At 35.8% G+C, this 13366-nt stretch carries 12 protein-coding genes; 7 read left to right on the top strand and 5 right to left on the bottom strand.

Features of this window, described 5'->3' with window-relative positions; all coding sequences use genetic code 11:
• Positions 1–24 precede the first annotated feature (24 nt).
• Genes EKL99_RS04765 through EKL99_RS14510 form a run of 3 tightly spaced genes read right to left on the bottom strand, consistent with a single transcriptional unit; the run spans position 25 to position 2853 of the window.
• A complete protein-coding gene (locus EKL99_RS04765) occupies positions 25–561 on the bottom strand; it encodes a DUF4136 domain-containing protein (protein ID WP_126462005.1) in 537 nt (178 codons plus the stop codon).
• Between the two features lie 49 nt (positions 562–610).
• Positions 611–2647 (bottom strand): urocanate hydratase, encoded by a 2037-nt coding sequence (locus EKL99_RS04760; protein WP_126576487.1) that lies wholly within the window; start codon positions 2645–2647, stop codon positions 611–613.
• 17 nt (positions 2648–2664) lie between these two features.
• Positions 2665–2853 carry a DUF5522 domain-containing protein gene (locus EKL99_RS14510; RefSeq protein WP_126462011.1) on the bottom strand — a complete coding sequence of 63 codons (189 nt, stop codon included), beginning with the start codon at positions 2851–2853 and terminating at the stop codon, positions 2665–2667.
• A gap of 125 nt (positions 2854–2978) precedes the next feature.
• Between EKL99_RS14510 and EKL99_RS04750 the strand changes: the two genes are divergently transcribed.
• The 4 genes from EKL99_RS04750 to hemL all read left to right on the top strand — a co-directional run bounded on the left by EKL99_RS04750 (position 2979) and on the right by hemL (position 6590).
• A complete protein-coding gene (locus EKL99_RS04750) occupies positions 2979–3257 on the top strand; it encodes a hypothetical protein (RefSeq protein ID WP_126462014.1) in 279 nt (92 codons plus the stop codon).
• A gap of 201 nt (positions 3258–3458) precedes the next feature.
• Positions 3459–4373 (top strand): 1-aminocyclopropane-1-carboxylate deaminase/D-cysteine desulfhydrase, encoded by a 915-nt coding sequence (locus tag EKL99_RS04745; protein WP_370453903.1) that lies wholly within the window; start codon positions 3459–3461, stop codon positions 4371–4373.
• Positions 4366–5271, top strand: coding sequence for a glucosaminidase domain-containing protein (locus EKL99_RS04740; RefSeq protein ID WP_126462017.1), 906 nt, complete (start codon positions 4366–4368; stop codon positions 5269–5271). Before EKL99_RS04745 ends, EKL99_RS04740 begins: the two co-directional genes overlap by 8 nt.
• Before the next feature lie 32 nt (positions 5272–5303).
• Positions 5304–6590: a glutamate-1-semialdehyde 2,1-aminomutase gene (hemL, locus tag EKL99_RS04735; protein WP_126562220.1), complete on the top strand. Its 1287-nt coding sequence runs from the start codon at positions 5304–5306 to the stop codon at positions 6588–6590.
• A 192-nt stretch (positions 6591–6782) separates the two neighbouring features.
• On the opposite strand, the gene EKL99_RS04730 is transcribed toward hemL, so the two are convergent.
• Positions 6783–7247 (bottom strand): hypothetical protein, encoded by a 465-nt coding sequence (locus EKL99_RS04730; RefSeq protein WP_126576486.1) that lies wholly within the window; start codon positions 7245–7247, stop codon positions 6783–6785.
• A gap of 511 nt (positions 7248–7758) precedes the next feature.
• Here EKL99_RS04730 and EKL99_RS04725 point away from each other — a divergent pair.
• Entirely contained in the window at positions 7759–8613 is an 855-nt protein-coding gene (locus EKL99_RS04725; protein WP_126568855.1) for an AraC family transcriptional regulator, read from the top strand.
• 88 nt (positions 8614–8701) lie between these two features.
• The gene (locus EKL99_RS04720) at positions 8702–9253 is read left to right on the top strand and encodes a carboxymuconolactone decarboxylase family protein (protein ID WP_126568854.1); all 552 of its coding nucleotides are present in this window, start codon (positions 8702–8704) and stop codon (positions 9251–9253) included.
• A 332-nt stretch (positions 9254–9585) separates the two neighbouring features.
• Here the strand turns inward: EKL99_RS04720 and lysS are convergent, their stop codons facing one another.
• Positions 9586–11295 (bottom strand): lysine--tRNA ligase, encoded by a 1710-nt coding sequence (gene lysS / locus EKL99_RS04715; protein WP_126555192.1) that lies wholly within the window; start codon positions 11293–11295, stop codon positions 9586–9588.
• A gap of 1325 nt (positions 11296–12620) precedes the next feature.
• Here lysS and lipB point away from each other — a divergent pair.
• On the top strand, positions 12621–13352 hold the full coding sequence (gene lipB / locus EKL99_RS04705; RefSeq protein ID WP_126555190.1) for a lipoyl(octanoyl) transferase LipB: 732 nt from the start codon (positions 12621–12623) through the stop codon (positions 13350–13352).
• The last annotated feature ends 14 nt before the right edge of the window (positions 13353–13366 follow it).

Below are 13366 nucleotides of genomic sequence, written 5' to 3'. Positions count from 1 at the left end.
TTTATGTTGAAATGTGATGGTAAACTATTTTACTTTGGGCGGAAATTGTTCAAGAATTTTTGCCACAAATTCATTAATTTGTTTTTCTTTTTCACTTCGGGTTTCGGTCAAATAACCAACTCCTTCGCCTTGCCAAACCAATTCTTTTTTCTTGGCATCAATTAAATCAATATACAATGTCCCTTCCGTTGATGAGGAAACAAAACTGCTGCGGCCTCCCCAAAAGTAAGGATTCCATCCCCAACCCCATCCGTAACCCCAGCCTGCGTTGAACTGATTTACGTCAATGCGTTCTCTTTCTTTAGTTAATATATTAATCAGCAAATCTGGATTTTCACTTTTGGTCATTCCTTTTTTACTTAATTCTCGATCTATGGCATTGAGTATTCTTTTTTTGTCCAATTCTGATATTTCAACTCGATCGATGCCTTTTTTATGAAAAGCGTACGTTTTGTATTGAATAAAGTCCACATTATTATCATAATCAGAATATACTTTTACGGAAGCGCAAGAGGCAAATACTAAAAGTAGAAATGCGAGAAGGAGTTTAATTGCTTTCATGACCTGTTTTTTTGATTACTAAATGTTTATTAAAGATACGTTCAAATTTTTAAAAATCCAACAAATTGTCAGCGACTATATTAGGGATGGTTACTTTCAATAAAGGTTCCGTTTGCATCGCTCTTTTTATTGCAAATACTGCTCCTTCATTTCTAGCCCAGCTTCTTCTGGAAATTCCGTTGTTGACATCCCAGAAAAGCATTGATGCTAAACGTCTTGACGCTTCCTTTGAACCATCAAGAACCATACCAAATCCGCCGTTTATTACCTCTCCCCAGCCCACGCCACCGCCATTGTGAATGGATACCCAAGTGGCTCCACGAAAGCTGTCTCCAATGACGTTTTGTATCGCCATATCGGCGGTAAATCTTGAGCCATCATAAACGTTAGAAGTCTCTCTGTATGGAGAATCGGTGCCGGAAACATCATGGTGATCGCGACCTAAAATTACGGTTTCTATTTCGCCATTGGCAATAGCCTGATTGAAAGCTTCGGCAATATTTACGCGTCCTTCAGCATCTGCATAAAGGATTCGTGCTTGTGAGCCTACAACCAATTTGTTTTCTTGTGCGCCTTTTATCCAATGAATATTGTCTTGTATTTGTTGCTGAATTTCTTCGGGAGCTGTTTTGGACATTTCTTCCAAAACCTGGCAAGCAATTACATCTGTTTTGGCTAAATCTTCTGGTTTTCCCGAAGCACAAACCCATCGGAAAGGGCCAAAACCGTAATCAAAACACATGGGTCCCATGATATCCTGTACATAACTCGGATATCTGAAATCGATGTGATTCTCTGCCATGACATCTGCACCGGCACGGGAAGCTTCCAGTAAGAAAGCATTTCCATAATCAAAGAAATACGTTCCTTTGGCAGTGTGTTTATTGATTGCTGTCGTATGACGTCGTAATGTTTCTTGTACTTTTGTTTTAAATAAATCAGGAGTTGATGCCATCATTTCATTGGCTTCTTCAAAGGAAATGTCAGCAGGATAATAGCCACCTGCCCAAGGATTGTGTAGCGAAGTTTGATCTGATCCTAAATCAATATGGATGTTTTCCTGGTCAAATTTTTCCCAAACCTCAACCACATTTCCAAGATATCCGATGGACACAATTTCATTATTGGCTTGCGCCAAAGCGACTCTTTTTACCAGCGCATCAATATTTTCAATCACTTCATTAATCCATCCTTGACTGTGGCGAATATGTGTAATTTTAGGGTTTACTTCGGCACAAACGGTGATACAACCGGCAATATTACCGGCTTTAGGTTGTGCGCCAGACATTCCGCCCAAACCAGAAGTAACAAATAATCCGCCCTTTGGACTGCGTTTTATTTTACGAAAACCATTCAAAACCGTGATAGTTGTTCCGTGTACAATTCCTTGCGGGCCAATATACATGTAACTTCCGGCGGTCATTTGGCCGTATTGAGAAACGCCTAAAGCATTCATTTTTTCCCAATCATCCGGTTTAGAATAATTAGGGATTACCATGCCGTTTGTTACTACAACTCGTGGCGCTTCTTTATGCGAGGGAAATAATCCCATTGGATGCCCGGAATACATCGTCAATGTTTGCTCATCGGTCATTTCTGATAAGTATTGCATCGTCAATAAATACTGTGCCCAGTTTTGGAATACAGCTCCATTGCCGCCATAGGTTATCAATTCGTGCGGATGTTGTGCCACGGCGTAATCCAGATTGTTTTGAATCATCAGCATAATTGCTTTGGCTTGTTCGCTTTTTCCAGGATATTCATTTATTGGACGCGCACGCATTTCATAATCGGGACGAAAGCGATACATATAAATACGGCCGTATATTTCTAATTCTTGTCGAAATTCTTTTATTAGCTCATTATGATGTTTTGGTTCAAAATAACGCAAAGCATTACGAAGTGCTAATTTTTTTTCTTCATTCGAAAGGATTTCTTTACGCTTTGGTGCGTGATTGATATCTATATCGTATGGTTTTGGTTTTGGTAAAACCGATGGGATTCCTTGTTGTATTTGTTCTTTAAAAAGGGTCCTGGTTTCTGAAATCGGAATTGTGGTAGGAGTTATGTGAGGTGAATTAGTCATAGTAATGTAAGCTTTTATTATTCATAATCTCTTCTTTTTCCCCCTTTGGGGGTTAGCGGGCTTTTATACGGACAATGACGACAGCCACTTTTACAGCAATAACCCCGTTTTAAATGGTGTTTTTCAGTAAAACATTTATAGCCTTCGGGTGTGTAATAGAAATCTTCCCCTTCTATTAATTTATTTTCAGTACTTTGGTCCATCATATTTGGTATTGTGCGATTGCAGGCGTCATTCGATTTCGTTCAATTGCTAAATTGGGATTCAAATGATTGCGCTTTTTCATTAAAAAGCACCATTTTAGTAGTACAAATTTATAATTTTATAGCGAATGTTTCTGATTGTTTCTAAATATTTAATTCCAAAAGGATATCATGGATTAGAGATGAAAAACGATTTCCATGAGTTGTCACTTCCAGCTGGTGTCAATAATACCCAGTTTGAAATTACCTTTAAAAACAATTCCCGTTTAGGAGTTGAAGAGGCAGTGCGTAAAAATTTTGTAATTTATCAAAACAATTCTGCAAAAGATCTAAAAATCAGTAATCTCTTGTTATTGGATCTTGTTGCTTGTGGTTTATATGATGTAGCCGGAAAATTGATTTTTTAAGAAAGAAAATTCGGGAGTTAATACCTGCTATGCGTTTTCTACTGCGGGTCTTTGCGATGGTATTTACATTGTAAAATTAGCTACAAAAGACAAAATAGAGGTGGTCAGAAAATTATAATTAAAAATTAAATCCACTTGAAAAGAATTAATACAAAATGCAATCTATAAAGGTTGTATTTTTTTATATATAAATTTACCTTTGTGTCAAAAAATATTCGTTTGAATCAAAAGGTAATTACAGCATTTCCGAACTCTATTTCAGTAACCATCAAACGAGAAGATTTGATTCATCCTTTTGTTTCCGGAAATAAGTTTAGAAAACTGAAATACAATTTGCTTGAAGCCAAAAAAAACGAGCAGACCACATTGCTTACTTTTGGAGGTGCTTTTTCCAATCATATAGCAGCTGTGGCTTATGCGGGAAAAGAAAAAGGATTTAAAACCATCGGGATTATCCGTGGTGAGGAATTAGAAAGTAAAATCTCAGAGAATCCAACATTAATTTTCGCTCAAAATTGTGGAATGCAACTGGAATTTATTTCAAGAGACGCGTATCGGTTAAAAAGTGATGACTCATTTTTGGAGAAATTAAAACAACAATTCGGTCGTTTTTATCTCCTGCCGGAAGGCGGGACTAATGATCTTGCTATCAAGGGATGTGAGGAAATTCTAACTCAGGAAGATGCTCAATTTGATTATATTTGTTGTGCGATAGGAACTGGCGGTACCATTTCCGGCATCATAAACAGTGCTTTGCCGCATCAAAAAGTTTTAGGGTTTCCGGCCTTAAAAGGCGACTTTTTGAAAGAAGAAATTCGTAGTTTTGTACAAAATGAAAACTGGGAGTTCATTACAGACTATCATTTTGGGGGCTACGGAAAAGTTAATGAAGCATTAATCGGGTTTATCAATTCATTTTATAAGCAAAATAAGATTCCTTTAGATCCAATTTACACGGGAAAGATGGTTTTTGGTGTTATAGATCTAATTCAAAAAAACTATTTTCCTGCCCAATCAAAAATTTTACTAATTCATACGGGCGGAATTCAGGGAATTCAGGGAATGAATATGAAACTTCGGAACAAACAATTACCAATAATTGAGATCAATGATTAAGAAAATCCTACTGCTATTTATACTAATAACTTTGGTGAGTTGTAATGCCACTAAACCAATTATTGTTACTACCAAAAAAGCGCCTTCAAAATCAAAAATTGCTACGACGGCTAAAAAGGGATATGAAAAGAAAACCAAAACAGTACGTGCCACCGCAGGAAAATCATCAAGTAAAGAACTGAATAATAGTGAAACGGAAGAGATTGTTTCAACTTCAAAAACAATAGTTACAAATGATGTGATTGTAACCTACGTTTCCATATTCAAAGATATTGCAATGGGCAATATGAGGAATTATGGTATTCCTGCAAGTATTATTTTAGCGCAGGCCATTTTAGAGTCTGGTGCCGGGAAGGGTAATTTGGCTTTAAATGCGAACAATCATTTTGGAATAAAATGCCATGTAGGCTGGACAGGTGAAAGTATCAGGCATGATGACGATGCTGCACAGGAATGTTTTAGAAAATATGACAATCCATCAGAATCATTTAAAGATCACGCTTTATTTTTAACAGGAAGAAGCCGCTATGCTGGATTATTTGAATTCTCAAAAGGCGATTATAAAGCTTGGGCCAAAGGCTTAAAAGCCGCCGGATATGCCACAGATCCTAAATATCCGGATAAATTGATTTCGTATATTGAACGCTACAATTTGCATGAATATGACAATCAGGTTCTGGATATTAATTATGTGTCCAATGAAAAACAAATGATAACAGAATTAACGGTTGAATCCAGAAATACAATCCCTAAGGGGCTGGATTCCTATGTGGTTCAAAAAGGCGATACGCTATATTCTATTTCGAAAAAATTCGAATTAAAGATTGAGGATTTAAAACAAAAAAACAACCTCTCGGACAATGCCCTTTCTATTGGACAAAAACTGGTAGTAAAATAATTTTAAAATAACGATAATTCATAATTTCATACATGTTATATAAAAGAAGTAGTCAGCTTTTTGCTGAAGCAGAAAAAGTAATTCCTGGTGGCGTAAATTCACCTGTAAGAGCGTTTAAAGCAGTGGGAGGAACTCCTATTTTTGTCAAAAGTGCCAAAGGTGCTTATTTGTACGATGAAGACGGCAACCGTTTGATTGATTATATCAATTCATGGGGACCAATGATTTTAGGACACGCTTACGAACCGGTTGTGAACGCCGTGATAGAGAAAGCGAAGTTGGGAACCTCGTTTGGGATGCCCACAGAATTAGAAACACAAATTGCTGCTTTAGCCGTTGCTATGGTTCCAAATATCGATAAAATTAGATTTGTAAACTCTGGTACCGAAGCCTGTATGAGCGCTGTACGGCTGGCTCGTGGTTTTACAAAAAAAGATAAAATAATCAAATTTGCAGGTTGTTACCACGGACATTCGGATTCGTTTTTGATACAAGCCGGAAGTGGAGCCATTACTTTTGGTTCGCCAAACAGTCCTGGTGTTACAGCAGGGACGGCCAAAGATACTTTGCTGGCACGATACAATGATTTAGAAAACGTAGCCACTTTAATAGATGCGAATAAAAATGAAATTGCTGCTATAATCGTGGAACCTGTTGCGGGGAATATGGGTTGTATTCCGCCTAATAAAGGCTTTCTGGAAGGCTTACGCCAATTGTGTACCGACAACGGAATTCTCTTGATTTTTGATGAGGTAATGACCGGATTCAGACTCGCCGCTGGTGGTGTTCAGGAATTATTGCATGTAACGGCTGATATCGTTTGTTTTGGGAAAGTAATCGGTGGAGGATTGCCTGTTGGTGCATTTGCCGCCCGAGCAGAAATCATGAATTATCTTGCTCCGTTAGGTCCTGTGTATCAGGCAGGAACATTGTCTGGAAATCCATTGGCAATGGCCGCAGGATTAGCCATGTTACAAGCTTTAGACAGTGATCGTACTATTTTTAAAAGACTAGAAGAGAAAACAGCGTATTTGGCGGCAGGAATTGATAAAGTGCTGAAAGCAAATGATGTTACATTTACAATCAACACTATTGGCTCAATGATTTCGGTTCACTTTGATGCGGCTCCGGTTGTAGACTTTCAAACGGCTGCAAACGGCGACAACGAAACGTTCAAGAAATTCTTTCACGGATTATTGCAGGAAGGAATTTATATTGCGCCATCCGCTTACGAAACGTGGTTTATTACGGATGCATTAACGTATGCAGATTTAGATTTCACCATTCAAGCGATAGCTAAAGTTTCGAAAACATTTTAAATCAAAAAAGCCCCAAATTTTGGGGCTTTTTTATGAAGTAAGATGAAATAAGTAAGTCGAAAGTTTAAAAGGCGTAAAGTCAAAAGAATTAACTTTAAGTAAAATAGTTTTAAATCAGATTGTTATATAATTTTATCCTGATTTTAAAATACGACATTATACCATGGTTATTACTTAGTTTAAGTGAAAGGATTATTTTTTATTACCCGTTTCTACTGGTTTTTTGTTTTTATGATGCATCATTCTTTTTTTCATTCCGTGATGTTTGTTCCCTTTCATTTCATCCCATTTTTTATATTGGTCTGCTGAAAGAATTTTTTTTATTCGTTTTTTCATCACAATTTGCTCATCTAACATTTGGCTTTTCTTAGCAAAAAGTTCGTCAGAAGTCGGTTGTTTTTTAGCTGAATCTTTAGTTGCTTTTCGTTCGGCCATTTTAGCTTCTCTTTTAATACTTTGTTCCGCGATGATTGTACTCATTTCTTTTTGTTGTGAAGCATTCAAATCTAATTCCAGAGTCATCTTTTTTAACTGCAGTTGATTTCTTTGATCAGGAGTTAATTGCTCCATTTGAGCTCTTTCCGGTCTTGCTTCTTTTTCTTGTGCAAAGCTTGTCATTCCGACAACTAATAATGCAACGATAAATAATTTTTTCATTTGTTTTGTTTTAAGTTTTATGTATATAAGATAACAATAGACCTAAAAAGTTTAATCCTTAACAAAAAATTATCGTTTGATTTTAGGGTAGTAAAGGTTTAAATCATATTTAAAATCCTGATTTGGGATAGCTTTACTTATAATTAATGCGATAACTCAATCGTTAATTTGTTGTGAAATTCTAAAAAACTATCACTATGGTTTATTATTTGTTTTTTTGCACCCCTAAAACAGTAGTAATTTAACTCTAGACTCGATGGTAAAGACTATCAAAAAAAAGCTAAATATCGTAGTAAAAGAGTTAGATATGGTTTTGAAATCTAAATTTTATAGTACTTTAGCTAATTATAAAGCGACAAACAAAAACGAATAGCCATTGACGGAAATCGCTAAAAAAAGTGGAAGCTGGAATTTATAAAGGGATTAATTCCATTTGACTCTAAAACTAGGTTTTTGTTTTTCGTCTCGGAAAAAATAAACGAGATGTTGGTTTGCTCTTAACACTATTCAAATGATTACAGAAAGAAAACAATACCAATTATTCGGAAATATAATTTTTGAAAAAGTGACAATAGAAGCACCATTCAAAATCCCAAATCCAGTGCCTAATGAAGCTTGTTTTCTATACATGCTCGAAGGGCAAGTAGACTACAAAATGCAGCATCAAAGTATATCAGTACCCGTAAACGAAGCGGTTTTGCTCAAATGTGGTACTTACTTCAGTCAAATGAAAGGCAATACTCTTTCTAAAAAAAGTCAGATCGTATTTGTCCATTTTCATCCTGAAATACTCAAGAAAATTTATGAGACCGATCTGCCTAAGATTTTTCAGCAACCAAAATTAGTCGATCAAACTATTGATATAACCCAAATCAATAACGATTTTCTAATCCAAAAATACATAGAAGGCTTGCTTTTTTATTTTGACAATCCCACACTTATTAACGAAGATTTGTTAGTCATTAAATTAAAAGAAATAATTCTGCTTTTATGTCAAACCAAAAATGCGCCTGTTATTCAACAAATTTTATCTCAACTTTTTTCTCCTACTAGTTATACTTTTAAGCAAATTATAGAAAATAGTTTATACAATCCTATAAGTTCGGAAGAGTTGGCTCAAATGACCAACCTAAGTCTTTCATCATTCAAGAGAGAATTCAAAAAAAATTATGACGATAGTCCAGCCAATTATATTAGAAATAAAAAATTAGAAAAAGCAGCTGAACTTTTATTAATATCTGATGAACGCATTACAAACATTGCTTTCGATTGTGGTTTCAATGATTTAGCCAATTTTTCGACACTTTTTCACGAAAAATACAGTCAAACGCCATCGAATTTCCGTTTGAACCAATTACCCAAATAGTTGAACGAATTACAAAAGTCTAAGCTTCTTATTTGTTGCACCTTTGTAATGTTGAATAACAAATACTAATTAATATAAAACAAAAATTATGGCACATTTAAAATTAGAAAATAATCCAGTTTCTCCAATATCTCAAGCAATTTTTGACAACACTCAAAAAACATTAGGATTTGTACCTAATATGTACAAAGGCATGGGGCAAAATCCAGCGTTGTTAGATATCTATATTTATGGATACAACAGCTTTAGAGCCAATTCAGGTTTTAATTCTGTAGAACAAGAAGTTGTTTTTCTTTCGGTAGCTTATGAAAATAATTGTGAATATTGTACGTCTGCTCACAGTTTTATTGCCGATAAAATGTCAAAAGTACCCACTGAAGTAACCAATGCCATTCGCGATGGAAAAGAAGTGCCAGATCTAAAACTAGCCGCTTTATCAAAACTAACGCGTTCGCTTACTGCAAACCGCGGGAATGTTGCACAAGAAGAAGTTGATGCCTTTTTAGCCGCAGGATATACAGAAACGCATGTTTTAGGTATTATTGCCGGAATTGCGGTAAAAACAATTAGTAACTATTCTAATCACAACACAAATCCTGAATTAGATGATGCTTTTGCCGGAAGAGCTTGGAAAAAATAATCAGACATCTTTTTTAATTGTCAATGCAGTTACTCACTGTGTTGGCTTTTACCACAAGTCGTAAATGGATGGATTCCTTGGGTAGTAACCATTGAAGTCCTATTTAAACTATATGACTATACGTTACTTGTATCAATGGCAAAAAAGTATATATTTGGGTCTGAATCAAAAAAGTAACTGCTATGAAATCCGCGATATCGGGTTAGATTGATGATTACTGCTTTAGAAACAACTTGGTATCAGTTACGGACAGTCATAAAAAATAATATTCTTTATAAAAAAGGAGCTTCAATTTGAAGCTCCTTTTTTATAAATATAGCTCTATAATACACTTAGGCTTTCAATCGACACGCTTTGCTGTCGCCATTTACCACAACTTCGGTCAATCCTAAAGAAGATAAATTTTTCATGGCTTTATCCCATTTTTTACCGCTCAGTTCCGATTTGATTTTTAGTAAACCAAAATCCATTTGGTTTTCATTGACTTTCAAAAGGTCAATAATCAATTTTTCATCGTCTTCCAATTCAATTTTAACTTGAGTTTTTTCTGGGCGCATTTGCGGGAACAACAACACTTCCTGGATAGAAGCATTATTTGTCAAATACATAATCAATCGATCCATTCCAATTCCCATTCCGGATGTTGGAGGCATTCCGTATTCTAATGCTCTCAAGAAATCTTCGTCAATTATTCCTGTGGCTTCATCATCTCCTTTTTCAGCCAATCTCATTTGGTCTTCAAAACGGGCTCTTTGATCAATTGGGTCATTCAATTCAGAATAGGCGTTTGCCACTTCTTTTCCGCAAACCATCAATTCAAAACGTTCTGTCAATTCTGGATTGTCACGGTGTTGCTTGCAAAGCGGAGACATTTCCTTTGGGTAATCCGTGATGTAAGTAGGCTGAATGTAATTTCCTTCGCATTTCGCGCCAAAAATCTCATCAATCAGTTTCCCTTTCCCCATGGTTGCATCTACATCAATTCCCATTCCTCTGGCAGCATCAAATAACGCTGTTTCACTTTTTCCTGAAATATCAAATCCAGTAAAATGTTTGATAGAGTCCGTCATTGTCACTCTGGCGTAAGGCGCTTTAAAATTGATGGTATGTTCTCCAAAAGTAACTTCTGAGCTTCCATTTACGGCAATCGCGCAATGTTCTAAAAGGTCTTCGGCAAATTTCATCATCCAGTTGTAGTCTTTGTAGGCTACATATATTTCCATGGCAGTAAATTCTGGGTTGTGGGTACGGTCCATTCCTTCGTTACGAAAATTTTTCGAAAACTCATAAACCCCTTCAAAACCACCAACAATCAATCTTTTTAAGTATAATTCGTTCGCAATACGCATGTACAAAGGCATATCAAGCGAGTTGTGATGCGTGATAAAAGGACGCGCTGCAGCACCACCGGGAATTGGTTGCAAAACAGGCGTTTCTACTTCAAGATATCCTTTGTCATTAAAAAAAGAACGCATTGCATTGAACAATTTTGTTCTTTTGATAAACGTTTCTTTTACATGATCATTCACGGTCAAATCCACGTACCGACGACGATATCTTTGTTCCGGATCAGCAAAAGCATCGTGTGTTTTTCCATCAGCATCCGTTTTTACTACCGGAAGTGGTTTCAAGGCTTTGGCCAAAACCGTCAATCCATAAACATGAACCGAGATTTCTCCCACTTGCGTTTTGAAAACCGTTCCGCGAATCCCAATAAAATCGCCAATATCCAACAGTTTTTTGAAAACGACATTATACATGGTTTTCTCCTCATCTGTCGAAATATCATCTCTCGAAACATAGATTTGAATACGCCCTTCAGCATCTTTCAATTCGGCAAATGACGCCTTTCCCATGATACGCTTCCCCATCAAACGACCTGCTAAAACCACTTCCTTACCTTCGTATTTTGCAAAATCAGCTAGGATTTCGCTAGAATATGCGGTTGTAATAAATTCGGCTGCAGGATAAGGCTCAATACCTAAATTGCGTAATTCTGTAAGTGCTTCTCTACGTAATATTTCTTGTTCGGATAATGCCATTTTATGCTGATTTTAAGAGCGCAAAGATACTATATAAGTTTTAAAATTTAAAGTTTAAAATGTACCGTTTTTTGGAGCAGAATATTTTGTTTCTTCAAGACGATCCGTCCCGCTATTCGTTCTATCTTTTTTTCTTGTTCAAAAAAAAACAAGAAAAAAAGGATGCCACTGCTATCGGGGCTATGCTACGACTTTTATTTTTTTAAATCAACATGAAAAATAGTACAAATCATGTATATTTGAAATCAAATCATTTCGTAAATACCTCAATGAAAAAAATACGCTTTACTGCTTTTAGTATTATTTTTGATCAGTTGCCAAGTAACAGAAACCATTTGTCTAAACCAAGACGGAACCGGAGAAATTGAAACAGAATTACTCCGCGATGAACATCGTTGGATGCAATTTATTGCTGAAAATCACTCCAAAGAAGACGTTTTTCTTGATACAACTTATGTTTTTAAAGATCTGATAACCAAAAATTCCGAGACGTTTTCCAAATTACCAGCATCCTAAAAAGCCATTTTTAAAAAAATTACTACGGTAAAAGTCCATAGTAAGAAAAGTTCCTTCGAGAAAGAATTTTGCACAACAATCTGTCAAAAATTCAATACAATAGCCGAAGTTGCTGATTTATACAAAACCGAAGAATAGGCAGATGATATAGAAAATAATTACGCACTGGTTGCCGAAGAACATTATTATAGTGTGAACTATGCTTTTGATGCAAGTGTTTTTCAGGAGAATAGTAAAAATAACAAATGCAGTTGAACTAATAAGACAACAGGATAAGATTAAAGGATCCAAACGCAAGTTTCTAAATTCAAAATTACGCAGTCTTATGTTCTGAAATATCATTTTCCTCGAAAAATAAAATCGGTTTCAAATATAAATTCAAAAATAAGCGATGACAAAAAAGCAATGGAAATGCAATTTCTAATCACAGATTGTTTAAAAACCCGGAGAGTATAAATCTTGAAGTTGTTTTGGAATAATAATATTGAACTTAAATAATCGCCTTATGGTCAAGTCGAGCGCAGTCGAGACTCATTTGGTTAGTCTCGACTGCGCTCAACTTGACAGAAATATGAGTTAATCCTTCAATGGTTTTTTCAAATCTTGTAGGTGACTTTTTTGGCGCAATGATAAAACATCGAAATTAGTTCAAGTCCGAGACTAATTATTTTTGATTCATAATTTTATATCATACCTGCAAGGTTTGAAAAAAAACCTTATAGGAAAAAACAGTAAACTCAAAACGTTGTACCTTTGTCATTCAAAAATAAGTGAACGAAATAGGATTGCTTCGTTCCTCGCAATGACACATGAATAAAAACATCCAACTTCAAGATTTAGGAACTAAAGGTTACAAAGAAACTTGGGAATACCAAGAAGAATTGTTCAAAGAAATAGTTGACTTAAAAATTAAAAATAGGAGAGAAGAAACGAGTTTACAAACACCCAATTATTTCCTTTTTGTAGCACATCCGCATGTATATACATTAGGCAAAAGTGGTGATTTAAGTAATTTACTTTTGTCTGAAAAACAATTGGAAGCTAAAGGAGCTACTTTTTATAAAATCAATCGTGGTGGCGATATTACCTATCACGGACCTGGACAAATCGTAGGGTATCCTATTATAGACTTAGAAAATTTCTTTACGGATATTCATAAATACCTACGGTTTCTGGAGGAAGCTATTATTCTTACCCTTGAAGAATATGGAATTGTTTGTGGCAGAAGCGAAGGCGAAACCGGCGTTTGGTTAGGCGCAGGAACACCATTTGCCAGAAAAATTTGTGCAATGGGCGTTCGCGCTTCCCGTTGGGTCACTATGCACGGATTTGCTTTAAACGTAAATGCTGATTTGGGTTATTTTGACAATATTATTCCCTGTGGGATTCGCGGTAAAGCCGTAACTTCTTTGAACGTAGAACTAGGCGTATCCAAAGTGAATGAACAAGAAGTCAAAGAAAAAATCCTGAAACATTTTGCCATTCTTTTTGATGCCACTTTTGAGAAACCTGCACTCAAAAATCGTTACACGAGCCTGTAAGGCGAACTGGCGAA

Source organism: Flavobacterium sp. ZB4P23, from assembly GCF_003970375.1.
Lineage (GTDB): Bacteria > Bacteroidota > Bacteroidia > Flavobacteriales > Flavobacteriaceae > Flavobacterium.
The sequence above is the reverse complement of the archived record's forward strand: the minus strand, read 5'-3'. Positions and strand labels throughout refer to the sequence as shown.

Excerpts from the sequence above, each read along its gene's own strand:
- EKL99_RS04765 (WP_126462005.1), bottom strand. The coding sequence starts at position 561 with ATGAAAGCAATTAAACTCCTTCTCGCATTTCTACTTTTAGTATTTGCC.
- EKL99_RS04760 (WP_126576487.1), bottom strand. The coding sequence starts at position 2,647 with ATGACTAATTCACCTCACATAACTCCTACCACAATTCCGATTTCAGAA.
- EKL99_RS14510 (WP_126462011.1), bottom strand. The coding sequence starts at position 2,853 with ATGATGGACCAAAGTACTGAAAATAAATTAATAGAAGGGGAAGATTTC.
- EKL99_RS04750 (WP_126462014.1), top strand. The coding sequence starts at position 2,979 with ATGTTTCTGATTGTTTCTAAATATTTAATTCCAAAAGGATATCATGGA.
- EKL99_RS04740 (WP_126462017.1), top strand. The coding sequence starts at position 4,366 with ATGATTAAGAAAATCCTACTGCTATTTATACTAATAACTTTGGTGAGT.
- hemL (WP_126562220.1), top strand. The coding sequence starts at position 5,304 with ATGTTATATAAAAGAAGTAGTCAGCTTTTTGCTGAAGCAGAAAAAGTA.
- EKL99_RS04730 (WP_126576486.1), bottom strand. The coding sequence starts at position 7,247 with ATGAAAAAATTATTTATCGTTGCATTATTAGTTGTCGGAATGACAAGC.
- EKL99_RS04725 (WP_126568855.1), top strand. The coding sequence starts at position 7,759 with ATGATTACAGAAAGAAAACAATACCAATTATTCGGAAATATAATTTTT.
- EKL99_RS04720 (WP_126568854.1), top strand. The coding sequence starts at position 8,702 with ATGGCACATTTAAAATTAGAAAATAATCCAGTTTCTCCAATATCTCAA.
- lysS (WP_126555192.1), bottom strand. The coding sequence starts at position 11,295 with ATGGCATTATCCGAACAAGAAATATTACGTAGAGAAGCACTTACAGAA.
- lipB (WP_126555190.1), top strand. The coding sequence starts at position 12,621 with ATGAATAAAAACATCCAACTTCAAGATTTAGGAACTAAAGGTTACAAA.